Raw genomic sequence first — 17,580 nt, 5'->3', positions numbered from 1 at the left:
TGTCAGTTAGTGACACCGACTCGCCTCACGCGCGCTTGTACTTGGATACTTTGTAAGTATAGCTTGTTTTCATAGAAAGCGTCGATGCAAAACATTTTCCATGGATAATGTTTCACACGAACAAAAAATCCAAGCTTTATGCGAAAAAACCTGGCCGTCTAAAAATCTAAACGACCAGATTTTTCTATTGTGAAAGATATTTAACCGATGCTTGGAAGCTTCTTCAAATCTGCCAGGATGCGAGCTACGATAATTGCAGCATCAGAACGAAGCAGGTTTGATCTTGGCTCGAATACCGAGCCTGCTTTCGGATTGCTTGGATCAACGAGAGAGCCTAGAATGTATTTCTTCTTGGCAATCGCAAGAACGGAGCTCTTCGCATAGTAATTGACGTTAGCGCCATCCTTAAACGTCTTCTCAAGATCCTTGTCGATTTTTGCGGTGTCAGTAGCCAGCTTCATATCGAGTGCTCTTGCAATGATAACCGAAGCCTCTTCACGCGTTAGGCTAGCACTTGGCTGGAAGGTACGCGGTCCAGTCCCCCGAATGATGCCCTCCCTTGCTGCTGTCTCGACATAGCGGTAATCCCACAACGCATCTGGATTAATGATTGCAGGCACATCATCGAAATGTGGCTTACTCAGCTCATAGTTAAGCGGAATATCCAGTGCCTTAACCATCATTCGTGCAAACTCACCACGTGAAATGTAGATATTGGAACCAAAATCGTCAAAGCCCGCAGCATTCATAATGCCTTTGGCAAAAATTGCTTCCAGATAATTTCTCGCGTAAGGATGCGATGTCATATCGGTATAAGAGTAAACCATCTTGCCAACCACATAATATCCAAACTTACTGAATGGTACAGTGATCGTATTTTTCTTGACATCGACGACACCGCCGATATTTTCCCAATATTTCGCTTTTACATCATAACGGTAAACCGTAATGATCGTTCCCACACTGTCTTTCATGTTTGGATCAAATGAAAGCGTCAGGGTACCGACCTTAGAAGTAACTAATTCACGGTTGTCTGGTCGCTCATCATAAGTTGGTATTTTAGTGCCGCCCGTACCTTTTGCGTTAGGGAACTGGTAAGGGTCAACACCCCTTGTTAATGGATCATATGGGGTCGTTGCCGGATCATCGGCAAGTCCTGCGTCAATCCAGTAAACCGGGCTTGCTTTGGTAAAGCGCGTTGGATAAGACAATCGGAATCTTGTGCCAAAGCTCTCCAATATAATATTGAAGTTCGGTGGTAGCGCTTCAAGCTCGCGACGGTCAACGACTCCATCTTCCGAGTTGGCAATGGCAAACAATAGATTATGGCCTGTAAATACTTGGTTCTTCAGCGCAGCTGGAACGTTAAAGTCTGTTCGGATCAACGTCGTTCCTTTTTCAAATTTCAAGTTGACTGCGCCCTCGAAAACTTTATGGCTGCTAGCCATCGTCTCCAAATATTGCGCGCCTGGAATATTGGTCGGTGCATAAGTGATCTCAATGCTGCTTTGTACTTTGTCGTTAGCGCTTGAGATAACAAAATCGATCTTATTTTTGCCAACCTTCAACTTGTCTACAAATACTCGGTAAGAGTTTTTGTATAACTGCTCAACGGTTGCAGGGTTATTATCAGAATCGAAATCGATTTTTTCAGCATTTTGTTTATTAATAACTACGGATGTCGCACCAGGTGCGTCAATGATAACTTCTACATAGTTTTGGTTAACGATGCTTTTGTTAGGCAAAATCGGACGAAGAACTGTATACGGGAGCGATGTCGGATCGACCTCTAAACGGTAAGAAGCTTTTGGTCCTGTCTCTCCGTTATTGTACACCGTAAACGTATAGACGCTCGAGCTGCCATCCGAATTAAGTGCTTGCCCGCCTAAAATGAATGAGAAAGTTTTCGTTTTGTAGTCATATCTGACAGCAAGACCAGCAACGTCGTTATTTGCCGTGTTGTTAACTGAACCTATAACCGTAGGACCGTCCATAATAATGAGCTGCTTGTTCAGGTCCCAGCGAATAGGAGCCGTAAACGCGCTGCTTTCTATTTTCAAAATATATTTATCGGGTGTGGTAAGGCCATTCGTTGTTACTTTCATTTGATTGATTTTATTTTGAATCGTATTCACAATATCGGCATTCGTTTGGCCAGAAGCGATAAAATCAATGAAGTCAAAAGTACCGAACACATTCATATTTGCTTCATTAGTCGTATAAATCCCGCCGCGGTTCACGAAGTTTGGATCATTTGGCAGTGGTTCTGTGTAATTGATTCCGTAAGGATAAATCGTTGTGCCTTCCACAGGAATGACAGGGAGATTCGTAGGAATCATATATACTTTAATTTTTTTCTCGTAGGAATTTTTACTTCCCTGGAAAAGGAACTTAATTTCATTTTCCCCGCTGAACAAAGCATCAAAAGCTTTTTCGCGTTCCGTAGTTAAAATCTTAAAGTTCGTTGCAGAACCATCCTGCTGCAGCTTAATCGGCGTATTATTCACATAAAAGAATACGGTCTGGGCTGCGTTTGTCGCACTGTCAAAATCATAACGGATTTCTGAAGTATTGTTGATATTATTCAGAATACCTTTAAAATCACTCAAAGTAGTCGTGATGGCATCGGCAATACGTTCTGTTTTCAACTTATTTGTATCGTCATAAACGGTCATATTATCAAATGCGCTTGTATAGCTAACGTAAGGGCCAAAAAGCATTGTGAATTTGACTTGCTTCGTAACACCCGTTGTTCCGCCTACATTAAGCGTGATCGTTTGTGTGCCCTCAAAAGGAAGCTTCTTGAATACAAGGATTTCACGCTTGTAGATCTTGCCGTTTACATTAACAAATTTGTTAACAAGACTAGACGACATGTTTTGGATATTTCCAGCCGCAGCATAGTCATAGCCAGTTGCAGAAGCATTAGATACATTTTTGATATCCGTTACGGTCACTAAATCACTAACATCCGATAGAACAGGATTGCCTACCAGCACTTCCATCGCAAACGGAACGCTATAAAGATTCGCCCCTTCAAGAGGTGTTCCTGTCAGCGCCTCGCCGTTTCCTGAGCGATAACCACTCAAGTAGCTAATCGTATCGATAAAACGAGCGCTAGCATTTTGAAGCGAGAAGCCCATAAGGCCGGTTCCTTCGTCATCAGGCTGGCCAAGCGCTGTTTTTCTTGCATTCTTCGCTGTGAATTGAATATTGTATGATTTATCAAAAGCTAACGAATACGCTGTACCGATTGGTGCAGTAAATTCATAAATAAAGAAGGCCTCGTTGCCCGTGTAGGTGCCCACTGGAGTAGCGACCTGTGAAATCGGTGTCGCCGGCTGCGTTACACCGCCACCCGTAATTGTATACTTAATAGGAATGTTCTGTGTAGGATTTGGGTGGGGCTCCAAAGTACCGTCAGGCGGAACCGAATCATCCTTCAAAAAGTTAGGAACAATAATTTTACCTTTAACTTGTGTCGAGTTCGTATTCGTTACAAGTAAGTTAGGATTGTACTCAAGCGGCTCGGAGGAGTTAATCGCTGTTCCTGCGCCGTTAATTCCATTCAAATTCACATCATAAAAAGTGACCTCGCCATTATAGAAAGCAACCTCACGTGTCGTTTCTACCGTTTGGTTGGCATTTTGGACTTTAATCGTCACTAGGTTTTTACCCTTTTGCAGCGTAATCGGAGATGCCGCAAACTGGTAGCTGTTCGAGCTATTCACCGAATAGGTTTTGCTGCTGCCATTGACAACAACCGTTACTTGCTGCGCATTAGGCGCGAAGCCTGTAAGGCTGATATCTGCCGATTGGCGGCCAGCAGAAGCCGTGGAGTGAACGACTGTTGTGCCAGCTTCTTCGATGTTGAATTTGTTGCCGTCGAGTTGTGCTACTAGATCATAGAATACTGGTCCATTGTGATATTCAATATAAATAGAGTTGGTTACTTCCCCTCCGCCTTGAATACCTCTAAAGGTAATGCGGTTCAAGCCAGGAAATAGCTCTACGTTATACACTTGAATATTGAAGCCGTTGATATAAATGTTGCTTGTAATATTTTCGCGTTTGGAGCCTAATTGATCGTCTGCGGGGTCATCATTGCCTTTGTTATTAATAACCTGAACAACGCTGTAAGAAACCGATGACGGGTCTACCCCTGTAATCGATCCGGTCAGCGTTAGGCTTGGGTCTGTTGTAACTCTCGCTTGCGTGGATAAATCCTTCTCGGTCGGAAAGCTGAAGCTGCCTGTTGCGGCTGTTGCCACTTGCGATGAACCGAACGGCGGCAGCAATGTGATTAACAATGCCAGCGTTAGGGCTAATGAAAGAATTCTTTTCAAAACAGTGTTCCTCCTTTATGTATATAACAAGCATTAGTATTTAAATAGTGAGTGGACTGACGACTATGCGGCCTATCTCCGAATAAACCTTCCTCCCTTTTCCTCTTTGGTCAGCTTTCGTTGCTTTGCAGTTAGACTCGCTGACTGCAGAAAAGTTCTGTATTGTTGTTATCGGTTTCGAACTCCCATTTTTTTAGTTATTTCAGCACTTTCGCACAAAAAAAAGAGCCCTGGCCGCCAGATCGGAGCCAGAGCACTTGCTTATTTCGAACGGGATTCCGCATCCACCTTGAGGCGGTGCCTCATGCGATTCAGGAAATTGATAAGCGGTCTACGCGTTTTGTCCACGATACCGGTAACCTCAGCACCGATCTGCAGGAAAAACATCAGCATGCAGATAACGGCAAAGGTAATCCAGTTGGCAGCGCTCGACTGCACGACTGCGGATTGTACAATTGCCAAACCGCCGAAGATAGCCGCTACACCCCAAATAATGAGGACCGTACGGCGATGGCTAAAACCAAGGTCGCGAAGCCTGTGATGCAAATGGCCTTTGTCCGGAGCGAATATCGGCTTCTTGTTCACCCAGCGGCGCACGATGGCGAAGAAAGTGTCCGAAAGCGGCACTCCAATAATAAGCAAAGGCGTTACAAATGAGACGATCGTTACCTGCTTGAAGCCGAGCATAGATAGTGTTGCCAAGCTGAAGCCGAGAAACAGTGAGCCTGAGTCGCCCATAAAAATTTTGGCCGGATGGAAGTTGAACACCAGAAACCCTACGATTCCCCCAAGAAGAAGAGTACTAAGCAGAATGACCGGTTGGAAGCCCATAAGCGAAGCCATCACAACAATGGTTGCGATTGCGATGCCGGAGACACCCGCCGCCAGCCCGTCCAAGCCGTCAATCAAATTAATGGCATTGGTTACGCCAACGATCCACAAAATCGTAAGCGGAATGCTGATCCAGCCGGCAATCGGCTGCATCGTCTCACCAAACGGAATGTTCAGCAAATCAATCTTCACATCAAAGCCAAAGACGACAACGCATGCCGCTGCTACTTGACCAAGTAGCTTTACTTTGGCGGAAAGCTCAAAGCGATCGTCAAAGGCTCCTAAAATAATAATCATCGTTCCGCCCACTAGAAGAGCGTTGATCATATTCGAATCCTGAGGACGAAGCAAGCCGTCCGGTATAAATGGCGACAAAATAAAGAACGCGCCAACAAATGCAATATAAATAGCTAGACCGCCCAGACGCGGCATAATCCGCGTATGTACTTTGCGGTGGTTTGGTTTGTCTATTGCGCCAACCTTGAAAGCAAATTTCTTAACAAGCGGCGTCATCGCAACGGCAAGAACTAGTGCGATAATGAACCCAATCGTATACAACAAGCCAACCGGCATCTGTGCAACTCCCCTTTTCTTTCTACCGAAGAGAATTATACTCCGATTGAAAAAGAAATACCAACTCCGTTTTCATCCAATTTTCATGGTTTTAACGAGATTTTCACGGCGTAGGCCTAGGTTTTGTTACGTTTTCTTTGTCGCGAAGCACTTTCACTACGAATTTCGGCAAAACGAGCATTCTTTTGTATCTTTTCGGCTCTTGAAGCAGACGATAAAACCACTCCAGACGAAGTTTTTGGAACGCCATCGGCGCTCGCTTCAGCTTGCCTGACACGACGTCGAAGCTGCCGCCGACGCCCATAATCAGCGGTACGCCAAGCCTTTGCTTGTATTTAACGATCCACGGCTCTTGGGTATCCGCCCCACGGGCGACAAACAATAAATCAGGCGCGGCCTCGCGAATGGCTTCTACGACTTCCTCATCCTGCTCAGCCCCAAAAAAACCATTGCGATAGCCAACAATTTTCACCTGAGGGTACTGCAGCTGCAGTTTTTCGGCTGCGGCTTCAATAATCTCCTGCGAGGTGCCAAGCAAGTAAGCTTTCCATTTGCGGGATTCACCTTGCTCAAGAAGACGGTGCAGCAAATCAAAGCCCGTCACCCGTTCCGCAACAGGCGTTCCTACATGCTTCGCAGCCCATACAACACCTGCGCCGTCGGGTACGATAAGGTCTGCTTTGCGGATCATTGTACTGTACTTCGCATCCTCAACCGCAGACATAATCATGATCGGATTTGCTGTAATGACATGTGTAATTCGTTTTGCTTCGATAGCAGAAGTTAAATAATCGACCGTCTCATCCATGCTCGCTTTGGAGAACGGTATGCCATAAATCGGCACTGTCGGTAGTTGTTTCGACAAGAGGGAATCACCTCGATAAAGTATGACGCAATAAATGAATGATTTGTTGCGCCGGTTTTTGCGATTGTTGTTTTAATAGGTCGATCGCCGGCTTATGCTTCGCTTGCCAGCCTGCCTTGTCTTCCAGCAGCGCGCTTGCCGCTGCCGCGAATGCATCGGCATCGAGGTGCTCCGTCGTGCCAATCGCCTTTAGCCCAAGTCGATTCAGAAATTGATCGATCTTCGGGTCGTAGGAGAGGCCAATCATAGGAACCATTTGGCCTGCGGCATATATGAGCGCATGGAGGCGCATGCCGAGCAAAGCGTCGCACCGGCTGACCTCCAGCAGCATTTGCTGGGGGTCGTCGCCGGGCGCGGCCAGCTCGGCGGTGGAGCCGTCGCCGAGCCGGCCGCGCAGCCGTTCCATCACTTCCTCCGACGTTTCCGTGTCGGAGGGGGTGTGGAACGGCAGGAAGCGCAGCCGCACAGGCTGGCGCTTCGACAGCGCGACCAGCGCTTCGGCGGCGCGAGCGAGGTCGGCGCCATCGCCGCGCCAGCGGCGCAGCGATACGCCGACCAGCGGCGGCGCCTGCGCGATGAGCGCGCCTGCGGCTTGTCCCGCAGGCGCCGCGCCAAGCGCCGCTTCCTGCGAGCCCGCCGGAAGCGGCAAGCCCATGACCGGATCGGGCACAACGTCGATCCTTTCAGCCGGAACACCGATGCGCCCTAGCAACGCAGCCGATTCCGCATCACGAACGGATACATAAGCGCTGCGATTCATCACGCCTTTTATAAGCGGATCCATCCAACGGCGGTTGACCGGGCCGATGCCCTGCGAATAAGCAAACGTGGGTTTGCCGAGCAACTGCGCCAGCTTCATGACGCCCGTATAATACGGGATCGTCTTGGCACTAGTCGCATCCTGCAGCAGGCTTCCGCCACCGCTGATCAACCCATCGCTGCTTCGCAGCGCTCGCCATAAGTCTCCCGGATGCATGCGCCGAACCGATTCAACGCCATACATCCGGCTTGTCCAAGCAGGGTCAGCCGATAAGACGATCGGTTCGATCCGAACGCCTTGTGCCTCACCTTCCTCACCAAGAGCAAGCAAAATCGAACGCAGCACAGCTTCGTCACCACTATTGTGGAAGCCGTAATAGCCTGAAATTACGATTCGGTAAACTTGCGAACGATTGCCGGTGCCCATTTGCGTAATGCTCCTTCCACTAGCTGCCATGCCACGATTAAGATACAACCGATAATTAGGCCCGTACCTAGGCCAAGCAGAACACGAATGGTGGAAATGTACAGCGGCGTATGAAGATGCGCGAATGTATCCACCATCGAAAGCTGACCAATCGAGCCCACAATGACAAGCAGCCATGCCGCGCGGTAACGCAGCGACAGGAACAATCCGAGCAGAAGCAGCGGATGCGCCAGCAAAAACTCCTTAAAGCGAGGACGAACGCCAAAGTTCGACTCCAAAAAATGTCGAATCACAAGTTCAAGTGAAGTAACTTGCCCGCTATTCCCTGTGCGAGACAAGTAATAATAACCGATGACACCAATGATTCCGGCCAAAATAATCCAGGTCAGCGTAATTGGCTTGGATAACAGCGGTTTAAGCTTCCCGATCGACAACTGCCCGTTATAAAGCAGAACATAAACGGCCACGAGCGCGATCGGAGCCAAATGGAGGAGACTTACTCCGCGGAACTGCTCCAATACCAAATTGTACGTAATGTTGCTCAACAATCCGAACACAACCGGTACAGCCATAAGTGAAATCAGCGTCGCCACGATAAACCAATTCAATGCCAGTCCGAAACGGCGTCCCGTGGATAAAGCCGGGAACACCCATTTCATCCGGCTCGTATTTTCATAAACAGCGCCAGGCTGCGGAGCAGCTTGTCCATGCTTGCTCCGGCCAATGGACCAGCTTGCGCCGCCGACAACTCGACGATCGCCAACGGTACGGGAATAAATGCGGTTCATGACCCATACCAATCCTAGCGTAGGAGCGGCAATCGCTGCGCCTAAGGCAAGCCCTTGCTCCATAACCGAGCTGTTAAGCTTGTACAGCGCCGCGCTGCCAAGTAGCCCAATTATAAATACAGGAATGTATACTCCCGGAATGAATGCCCCTACCAATAATGCGATCAAAGCAACAGCTGCAACGGCCACGACAGCACGAACAGGTTTGCTCCATGACGGCGGATCATAGTCAAACGCCTTCGGCGTTCCCGGAGTAAAACCCGCGTCCGCCAGTTTGGCAACGATACCTTGCTTGCCGCTCATCGCTTCGCTCAGTCTATCCAAGGAGTTAACGATTTTTGCTTTGTCGGTGTTGGACACCACCGTTCCATTTATAAAGAACATCCGGATGTTCCGATCCTTGGCTGCCAGCAGAAAACGATCGGCAATCGCCTCAGGCTCCATCGTCATACCATCGTTCTCAGACAAGGAATACAGTCTGACTACGTTATAGTTTGTAATATATGCTAATTTATTTATGCCTTGTTGAGGTTTTTTCAAATTTTCAATGGCTGCGACGCCCATATCGTATTTTTTCAACAATTCCCCGAATTTATCAAGGCTTTTATCCGTCGCTTGATCCGAGGCGCCTTTTACTTTGTCGCCGTCAAACAAGACCCGATTGACGCCGTAGCCATTTAATTTGGCAAGCAACGCTTCCGTCGCCGCTTCGTCATAAGGCTTGATACGGTCCGACAAACGCGGCAGGATGCCAAAACCGGCATCATGTATCGTTTCGAGGGACATCGGATCGAAATCCAGCGTTTTCATAATCGCTTCGGCGATCGGAATCTCTACGACAATGCCATTGCGGCCACCGTACGACCAATTGCTATAGGCAGCGTCGGAACGATCAAACGCTTCCCTTACGATCGGCCCGATCTTTTCTTCTTCCTCCGGCCCATTAAACAAGATATAAGTGAAATTTTGACCTAGCGGCTCAAATTTCCCTTGAAGAAGCGCTGCATCTCTGGAGCTGTAATACGTCAATCTGCCTGAAATCTGCAGCTCTTTCAGCGAGCTTTCATAGACCGCCATCGTCGCAATGCCGGCTTCCTTCAGCATAGCTAGCTTTTCAGCGAGAAAAATCTGAGGCCTCGGCTGTTTCTCGGCCACCTCAATGATATCCCGGTAATCAAATACATACTCGATTTGCTTCGATGATTTCTCCATATCCATACGAACCGCGCCAAGCGGCAAAGCTGCCGCTACTCCGATCAATGCAATTACCCATAGTACAAATCTTGCGCGCCGATTCCATTGCTGCCAACGTAAAAACACGTAATTCCTCCGTTCTAAACAGGTTGATTATCGTTCTATTCGCTCCGGTCTACCCGTTCCATAACGGCAGCTTTCAGCGTTTCCAGCGCAGCAGCAGCGGCATCCTTCGACTCGCTTTTGACCGCAAAATAAACCTTGATCTTCGGCTCGGTGCCCGAAGGCCGCAAGCAGAACCAAGATCCGTCCTCGCGTAAATATTTCAATACATTCTCAGGACGCAGGCCGTCTTGCCCTTTGCCGTAATCGAGAACTTGCTCAACCTTGACACCGCCAATCTCAGCCGGCGGGTTTTGACGCCAATCGTCCATGATTGCGCCGATTTTTTGCACGCCGTCAAAGCCTTTGAGCGTACGCGATTCCAGCCCCTCCAAATAGAAGCCGAATTGCGCATATAGCTCCAAAAGGACATCATAAAGCGTTTTGCCCTGGCTGCTATAATACGCAGCCGCTTCTGCGATCAATAGGGCCGCAACGATGGCATCTTTGTCCCGCGCATAAGTACCTGTCAAATAACCGTAGCTTTCTTCATATCCGAACAAGAAAGTACGCTCGCCTGTCTGTTCATAGCGGGTCATTTTTTCCCCAATATATTTAAAACCGGTCAGCGTATTTTCAACGTCAACGCCGTAAGAGCGCGCAATATCCGCTCCCAGCTCGCTAGTGACAATCGTTTTGACAACCACGCCATTGTCAGGCAGTTGGCCGCGTTCTTTCAATTGGCTAAGCACATAATGAACCATCAAGGCGCCAGACTGATTGCCGGTAAGCACAACATATTCGCCTTCATTATTTTTCACTACGGCGCCCATGCGGTCCGCATCCGGGTCCGTACCGATGATAATATCAGCATTCACCTGCTGAGCCAGTTTAATTGCAAGCGTAAATGCTTCACGCTCCTCCGGGTTAGGCGATTTCACCGTGCTGAAATAACCGTCAGGCTGCTCCTGCTCCGGTACGATATGCACATTGGAGAAGCCTACCTTCTTCAGCACCTCGCGAACCGGCATATTGCCTGTCCCATGAAGCGGCGTAAAAACGACGCTGAACTTCTCGCCAATCCCGCCTTGGATAAGGTCGGCATTCAAGCTCTGAGCGACAACCGTATCAATGAACTGCTGATCAGCCTCTTCGCCCAGCCAGCGAAGCAAACCTTTGGCTTCTGCTTCCTCGCGAGTAATTCTCTTCACTTCATCAAAGCCGGAAATTTCTCCGATTGCCGTAATAACTTGCTCCGCCTCTTCCGGAATAAGCTGGCAGCCATCCGCGCCGTAAGCTTTATAACCGTTATATTCGGGCGGATTATGACTTGCCGTAATCACGATACCGCTAGACGCTTTAAGCGCACGCACCGCGTAGGAAAGCTGTGGCGTGGGGCGAAGCGCGCTAAACAAATAAGCGGTAATGCCGTTCCCAGCAAGCACCAAGGCAGCATCAAGCGCAAACTCTGGCGAATAGTTACGCGAATCATGGGCAATCACGACAGATGAGCCTGATCCGTCTGCATTCGCTCCCGCAAGCAGCCAATTTGCAAGACCCTGCGTAGCTTTGCCTACCGTATATGCATTCAAACGGTTCGTACCCGCGCCCATGACGCCGCGCAAGCCGCCCGTCCCGAATTCAAGGTCACGATAAAAACGGTCCGTAATTTCCTTCTCCTGTCCCTCCAGACCGCGAAGCTCTTCTTTCGTCGCAGCATCGATGAGCGGATCATTCAGCCAAGCCTCATATTTAGCAATAACCGTATCATTAGTCGGATTCGTCATAAGTAGCAGCCTCTTTCATTCATGAATTTAATTTATGAAGGATTAGATAAAGCAAACATAAGCTCGCCTTCAGCAACGATTTGATCGCCAACCCTTGCTGTGCCTTGCCCTTTGCCAATAGAACCTTTAAGCCTTGTAATTTGAACTTCGAGCGTCAAGGTATCGCCCGGTTTAACTTGTCCGCGAAAACGGAAGCCGTCGATGCCTGCAAAAAAACCCAGCTTGCCTTTATTCGCTTCAATCATCAGCATAGCCACAGTACCTACTTGGGCAAGCGCTTCTACAATAAGCACGCCGGGCATAACCGGATAACCTGGAAAGTGGCCGACAAAATAAGGTTCGTTCATCGTCACGTTTTTGAGACCGACAGCACGTACGCCTGGCTCAACCTCCAAAATACGATCGATTAACAGGAAAGGCGGGCGGTGCGGAATAATTTCTTGAATTTGATTGATATCCAACATGTCAAATAAACCCCTTTCGGATGTGATGTAGTATAAAAAAAGCCTAAATGTACGACACTATACATATCCCTCATAAAACTGCAGTTTATGAAGGTTAAGATAAGGGGCTTGGCTGCTTGGACCAGAAGTGTCCTACGCCAAGCCTCTTTGTTCATATGTAGAAGCCTAGGATGATCACAAATGCCCGGTTGGCGTTTTCGCTGCCGGCTTATTGAGCGCCTTAAACATTGCAATATACATAATGGAAGTAACAAAGGAAAACGCAATGACGGCCCACAGATACGAATGTGCGTCCGGCACTTCAAAGAAAATAAGCATAATCGCCACATAGAACAGCACGGTAGTCAATTTCCCCATCCAATTGGCGGGCACCGTCTTTTTTCCTCGAAAATGAAAATATAGGCCCCCCGCTATCATGCCCAAATCGCGCAAAAACATCGCTGCAGCAGCAGCCCATGAAATATGGCCGGAAATAAGCAGCGATCCGATAACGGTTATGAGCATCAATTTGTCAGCGAGCGGATCGAGCATCATGCCTAGTCTGGTAACCTGCCCGCTACGTCGTGCGATATAACCATCAAGCACATCGGTAACGCCCGCTGCGACCATAATCACAAAGGCAGGAATCATATACCCCTTTGCAAAAACCGCTATGTAGACTGGAATCAATACAAAACGCAATGATGTTAATAGATTCGGCAGATTCAAACTCTCACGCTCCTCTACCTGTTGCTGACTGCTCACCATGGTTCCCAACTATTATACAACTACCTCCCGTAAAAATAAAACTATCGCTGCTCCCATGACCATAGAACTTGAGGGACAAACAACAAAGCTCCGAGCTTAACAAAACTTTTATTGTAAGAATTTGGAATCGTTATTCATTTTCACCTTCCATTTACCGTTATTAATAGAAGACCTTTTACTTCAAACTTACTTCAAACAAGAAAGGACAGGGATGTAGTGAATTTTAGTTTACGCTTTGGCATGTCGTTGAAAGATACTCGCAGGTGGTTAGCCGCTCTGCTCGCTTTTGTACTTATTATGACTTCATTAACTAGCGTCGTGAACGCAGCAGAGGATACCGTAACCGGCATTGAATTTACTTACGATGCGTCCGATTACAACAGCAGCACATCATCGCTCCAAGCTTTCGTTGAAGATGATAAAGTCAATTTATCCGTTTTTGCTTCCATTTCAGGATCTTCGTCGAAGAAGGATGTCACATCAGATGTCACATGGAAAACATCCAACGCTTCGCTCGTCAAAGTAGAAAGCGGAATGCTTACCGGTGTCGGCAAAGGAACTGCGACGGTAAGTGCTACTTATAAAGGCTTCACCATTTCCATCAAAGTTGCTTCTGATTATGTCTACGATTCAGTAACCCTTATACAGAATGGCCTAACCGCTCCTGATAAGACTGATATCGAAATCGGACAAGCGCTGAGCTTTAAATTAAACGGCACGAAGTCAAATGTCTCAAAGGATATTACTGATGATGCCGTATGGACAACCTCCAACTCGGCCATTGCTACCGTCGACGACGGAACCCTGACCTTGCTTGGCGTTGGTGCCGTAACAATCACGGCAAAATACAAAGGAAAATCCGATGCCATCACCGTTACCGTCTCGTCGCCTTACAAATCCATCACGATAACTCCGGAAAAACCCGGCTCGCTAATCGAAATGGACATCGGCTCTGATGACCAGAAGCTGACCGCGACTGTTGCAGAAAAAACAGGCGGGACGTCTGTAGTGACAGATACAGCCACATGGACAAGCGCGAATGAAAAGGTCGCAACGGTCAAAAAAGGAGTCGTCTCCGCCGTTGCCGCAGGCAAAACAACGATAACGGTGTCCTATAAAGGAGTTTCCTCCACGATTGATGTTGTGGTACGTACCGCTTACCAATCGATCAAGCTATCGCCTGAGAAGGAGTACCACCTACTCTTGCAGGACACGCCGCTTCAAGTTACAGCCGAGGTGCTTAGCAATTCAAACGTTACCTTGCCCGTAACAAGTACTGCTGAATGGTCTTCTTCCAACGTCGTAGTTGCTACGGTCGATGGGGGCAAAGTCACTCCCAAGGCCGTTGGCACAGCTAAGATTACGGCAACCTATAAAGGAATTAGCCGCAGTATTGATATCACCGTATATCCAAGCATTACCGCAATTTCCATTGAAACGGAAACTATTGACGGATTTGTTGGCATCAGCGAGGATCTGCCTAAAGTAATGGCAACCACGTTTGACGGGACAAAGGTCGATGTGACCAAGCTTGCGACCTGGACAAGCGAGGATGAGAAGATCGCTGTCATTAAAGACGCGCAATGGTCAGCCAAAGCACTTGGCGAATCTGAGCTTACCGCAACCGTGCAAGGTTACAAGGCAAAAGTGGACCTGATCGTACACGTCAAGCCATTGAAGCTTGTAGCCAGCGTAAAGGATCTTAGCGTCATTTTAGGCAAAGAAACGCCTTTCCCATCCGTTACAGTCATTAACGACGATGGTGAAGAGGAAGACGTTTCAAGCAGGGTGAAATGGAAAACGACGTCCGAAGATATTGTATTAAAGGATACCGTTATGAAGGGGCTCGATGTTTCCAGCGTTACGCTAACAGCCACGTACCTAACGAAGAGCGTCAGCGTAAAAGTGAAGATCGAGGAAGAGATCGTTAAGTTTGTCGTAGAACCGACGACGATCGAGCTATATCCAGGCAAGTCTAAGTCAGTCAAGGTTACTGGTTATTATAAGAGCGGCAAACAGGTATCCCTAGGTTCAAGAATGAACTGGGAATCCGGCAATCCGAATGTAGCGAGCGTAAGCAGCACATCGGTTAAAGGCGCTGCCGTAGGTACAACCAAAATTTCCGGTACTTACCAAGGGCAAACCATCATCGTGCCTGTCATCGTTTCTCAAAAGCTGAAATCGCTTGTTCTTTCGACCAAATCGGTACAGCTTAGTGCTGGCGGCTCCTATTCTGCCAAGCTGCAGGCCAATTACACGACGGGCAATCCCGCTAACGTAACCGACGATGCGGCTTGGACTTCCTCCAAAGCAAGCGTCGCAACAGTCGTAGCAGGAAAAATTGTTGCTGTCGGCAAAGGCACAGCATCCATTAAAGCAACCTATGCAGGCAAAAGCGTAACGATTCGCGTGACCGTGAAATAAGAATAAACAACAGCAGAGAAAAAGCAGACCACGGACATAACCGTGATCTGCTTTTTCTACTATATACCGTATTCGCGACTTTTTGGGCAAAAAAAGGGGTTGTTCAAAGAGCAGATCATTCCGCTTTCTGAGCAACCCTCTATTGTATAATGACTAAGCGTCGGCAAAAATCAAATCATAGATATGCTGCCATGTGCCCCAGCTAAACACTTCATCTTCAGGCTGCTTGCCCACAACAACATAACCAATATATAGTCCTGCGACAAGCATAATCACCATGATGAGCGGTACGATGCTCTTGCGTAAAAACCACAACAGCACTCTTACCCCTTTGGGCCGTTGCTTCTTCTTGACGCTTCCGTTCGTCTTTGCGCGACTAGCGCGCTTCTTCTTCTCGGAGCCGCCCTCATCCGCTTGACTCCCGAATCCGCTTGCTTCACGGTCGATTCGTTCATCGGCCATACTCATTAACATCATCCTATCCTTATGCGCGCAGCCCGTTGGTGAGGCTCATCATCGTATCGCTTGACGACAACGCTCTAGCTGCCAATTGATAAGCCCGCTGCACATTAATAAGCTCGGTCATCTCATCCGTAAGCTGGACATTCGATTGCTCCAAGGAGCCTTGGCGCAACGAAATGAGATTTTCCGAATCCGGTACGATCTGCTGAACCACGTCGCCTGTATTAATTCCGTTCGCAACAACAAACAGGTTGTCAGAAACCGCAGTGAGCGCCGCTGGGCGTGAAGCCTTCAGCAGTTTGATGCTCCCAAGCTCAACCGTACGGTCGGAGGAAACACCCAGCACCGTTCCATCCGTATTTACACGCAGGCTAAAGCCTTGCGGCAATACGATATTGCCCTCGACGATACGGTTAGTCAGAGGCTCTCTCACGTTAGCGACAACCGGATAGCCATCCTCCGTTGCCAAAATCGTATCACCGTTTTCGCTGACCGTCAACTGAAACGCCCCATTACGCGTATAAGCGCGATTTCCCGCCCCGTCCACTTCAACCTCAAACAGCGCATTTCCTTCGATAGCGATATCCGTATCCTTATCCGTGCCTTGCAGAGGTCCCTGTGAAAGGTTAGGCTGTACAGCAGTCATCCGCGATCCCCAGCCTTGCGTGAAATCCATGGGCGTAAGCCGCCCTGGCTGGCTGAACGCCTCCGGCTGGCTTCTTAGATTTGTCAGAAGATCCTCAAAGGTAGCTTCTTTGCGTTTGTAGCCTACTGTATTTACGTTAGCTATATTATCCGCGAGCATATCTAGCTTTTGCTGAAGTCCGTTCATTGATACCATAGCGTTAATCATTGAGCTGTTCATTGTTCGTGCACCTCCGCTGCATTAAGCCTCATGCTACACACGACCTACGTCGTTCACCGCTTTGCTCAAGCTCTGATCATAAAATTGAATAACCTTCTGGTTGGCTTCATAGGCACGAAGCGCCGACATCAGATCAACTGCCGCCTGGGCCACGTCCACGTTAGAGCGTTCTACATAGCCCTGTCTGACTTCAACTCGCTCATCCGCTGCGATCGCTACAGTCTCGCCCTCTTCGCCCGAGAAGCGGAAGCTGCCGTTGCCTTCGCGTACTAGAAGATTCGGGTTGTCAATGCGGGTGATCAACAATTGAACGCCGATATCCTCGCCATTCGCATCTACAAAACGCTGATCACGAGTCAAAATCAAGCTATCCAGACCTACGCCAGCAGGCATTTGGATCGGTTGCCCGTCCGTTCCCAGCACGCTGGAGCCATCGCTTGCCATAAGGAAGCCATCCTCCGTTAACGTGAATTTCCCGCCCCGGGTATACCGTGTTTCGCCGTTTTGATCCTGGATCGTAAAAAACGCTTGCGGCTGGAACGTAACCTCGCCATCTGGGCCTACATTTTTACCTGATGCATCAAAAGACAAGCCATTCAGATCAATATTCGATATCAAGGCAAAATCAGATGAGTTATTCGTCTGCGTCAAATCTCCTTGAAGATGGATAGACAAGCTTTCCTCCGCAAACACGCCGTTCGTCAATTTGCCGATCTGTTTAAAATTTTGTTCGCCTGCTCCCGTCAAGGACAGCATCATATCCGGAAACGAACGCGTAACCGCATTGGTTTGCTTATAACCAGGCGTATTTATATTTGAAATATTATTGGTTACCGTATCATGCCGGCGCTGCTGAGAAATCATGCCTGATGCTGCGGTATATAATCCTCTTAACATCGTTGTTACCTCCTTGGCCGCTTCCAATCGAACTTACCTATATATGTTA

At 48.3% G+C, this 17,580-nt stretch carries 12 protein-coding genes; 1 reads left to right on the top strand and 11 read right to left on the bottom strand.

The window, feature by feature from the left end:
• Nucleotides 1–200 precede the first annotated feature (200 nt).
• The 8 genes from FJQ58_RS21965 to FJQ58_RS21930 form a co-directional block, all read right to left on the bottom strand.
• Nucleotides 201–4,346: an S-layer homology domain-containing protein gene (locus FJQ58_RS21965; protein ID WP_139996943.1), complete on the bottom strand. Its 4,146-nt coding sequence runs from the start codon at nt 4,344–4,346 to the stop codon at nt 201–203.
• A gap of 261 nt (nt 4,347–4,607) precedes the next feature.
• The gene (locus tag FJQ58_RS21960) at nt 4,608–5,750 is read right to left on the bottom strand and encodes a glycosyltransferase family 4 protein (protein WP_139996942.1); all 1,143 of its coding nucleotides are present in this window, start codon (nt 5,748–5,750) and stop codon (nt 4,608–4,610) included.
• A 103-nt stretch (nt 5,751–5,853) separates the two neighbouring features.
• On the bottom strand, nt 5,854–6,558 hold the full coding sequence (locus FJQ58_RS21955; RefSeq protein WP_139997029.1) for a WecB/TagA/CpsF family glycosyltransferase: 705 nt from the start codon (nt 6,556–6,558) through the stop codon (nt 5,854–5,856).
• A 64-nt stretch (nt 6,559–6,622) separates the two neighbouring features.
• Complete coding sequence (csaB, locus tag FJQ58_RS21950; protein WP_139997028.1) at nt 6,623–7,801, bottom strand: polysaccharide pyruvyl transferase CsaB; 1,179 nt, start codon at nt 7,799–7,801, stop codon at nt 6,623–6,625.
• Nucleotides 7,762–9,909 carry a DUF5693 family protein gene (locus FJQ58_RS21945; RefSeq protein ID WP_139996941.1) on the bottom strand — a complete coding sequence of 716 codons (2,148 nt, stop codon included), beginning with the start codon at nt 9,907–9,909 and terminating at the stop codon, nt 7,762–7,764. Before FJQ58_RS21945 ends, csaB begins: the two co-directional genes overlap by 40 nt.
• 35 nt (nt 9,910–9,944) lie before the next feature.
• The gene (locus tag FJQ58_RS21940; protein WP_139996940.1) at nt 9,945–11,672 is read right to left on the bottom strand and encodes a phospho-sugar mutase; all 1,728 of its coding nucleotides are present in this window, start codon (nt 11,670–11,672) and stop codon (nt 9,945–9,947) included.
• 32 nt (nt 11,673–11,704) lie between these two features.
• The gene (fabZ, locus tag FJQ58_RS21935; RefSeq protein WP_138753720.1) at nt 11,705–12,136 is read right to left on the bottom strand and encodes a 3-hydroxyacyl-ACP dehydratase FabZ; all 432 of its coding nucleotides are present in this window, start codon (nt 12,134–12,136) and stop codon (nt 11,705–11,707) included.
• A gap of 174 nt (nt 12,137–12,310) precedes the next feature.
• On the bottom strand, nt 12,311–12,883 hold the full coding sequence (locus tag FJQ58_RS21930) for a CDP-alcohol phosphatidyltransferase family protein (protein WP_139997027.1): 573 nt from the start codon (nt 12,881–12,883) through the stop codon (nt 12,311–12,313).
• Between the two features lie 216 nt (nt 12,884–13,099).
• Here FJQ58_RS21930 and FJQ58_RS21925 point away from each other — a divergent pair, with 216 nt between their 5' ends.
• Nucleotides 13,100–15,307 (top strand): Ig-like domain-containing protein, encoded by a 2,208-nt coding sequence (locus FJQ58_RS21925; RefSeq protein ID WP_139996939.1) that lies wholly within the window; start codon nt 13,100–13,102, stop codon nt 15,305–15,307.
• Nucleotides 15,308–15,460: 153 nt separating this feature from the next.
• Here FJQ58_RS21925 and FJQ58_RS21920 read toward each other — a convergent pair whose 3' ends face one another.
• From FJQ58_RS21920 to FJQ58_RS21910, 3 genes are read right to left on the bottom strand one after another with little or no spacing between them, the layout of a single operon-like run.
• Nucleotides 15,461–15,775, bottom strand: a complete 315-nt coding sequence (locus tag FJQ58_RS21920) for a DNA-directed RNA polymerase subunit beta (protein ID WP_238404245.1) — start codon at nt 15,773–15,775, stop codon at nt 15,461–15,463.
• Nucleotides 15,776–15,791: 16 nt separating this feature from the next.
• Complete coding sequence (locus FJQ58_RS21915; protein ID WP_139996938.1) at nt 15,792–16,634, bottom strand: flagellar hook-basal body protein; 843 nt, start codon at nt 16,632–16,634, stop codon at nt 15,792–15,794.
• Between the two features lie 33 nt (nt 16,635–16,667).
• Nucleotides 16,668–17,531, bottom strand: a complete 864-nt coding sequence (locus tag FJQ58_RS21910; RefSeq protein ID WP_139996937.1) for a flagellar hook-basal body protein — start codon at nt 17,529–17,531, stop codon at nt 16,668–16,670.
• Between the last annotated feature and the right edge of the window lie 49 nt (nt 17,532–17,580).

The organism is Paenibacillus paridis (assembly GCF_006345825.1).
In the GTDB taxonomy this organism is placed as follows: Bacteria; Bacillota; Bacilli; order Paenibacillales; family Paenibacillaceae; genus Pristimantibacillus; species Pristimantibacillus paridis.
The sequence above is the reverse complement of the archived record's forward strand: the minus strand, read 5'-3'. Positions and strand labels throughout refer to the sequence as shown.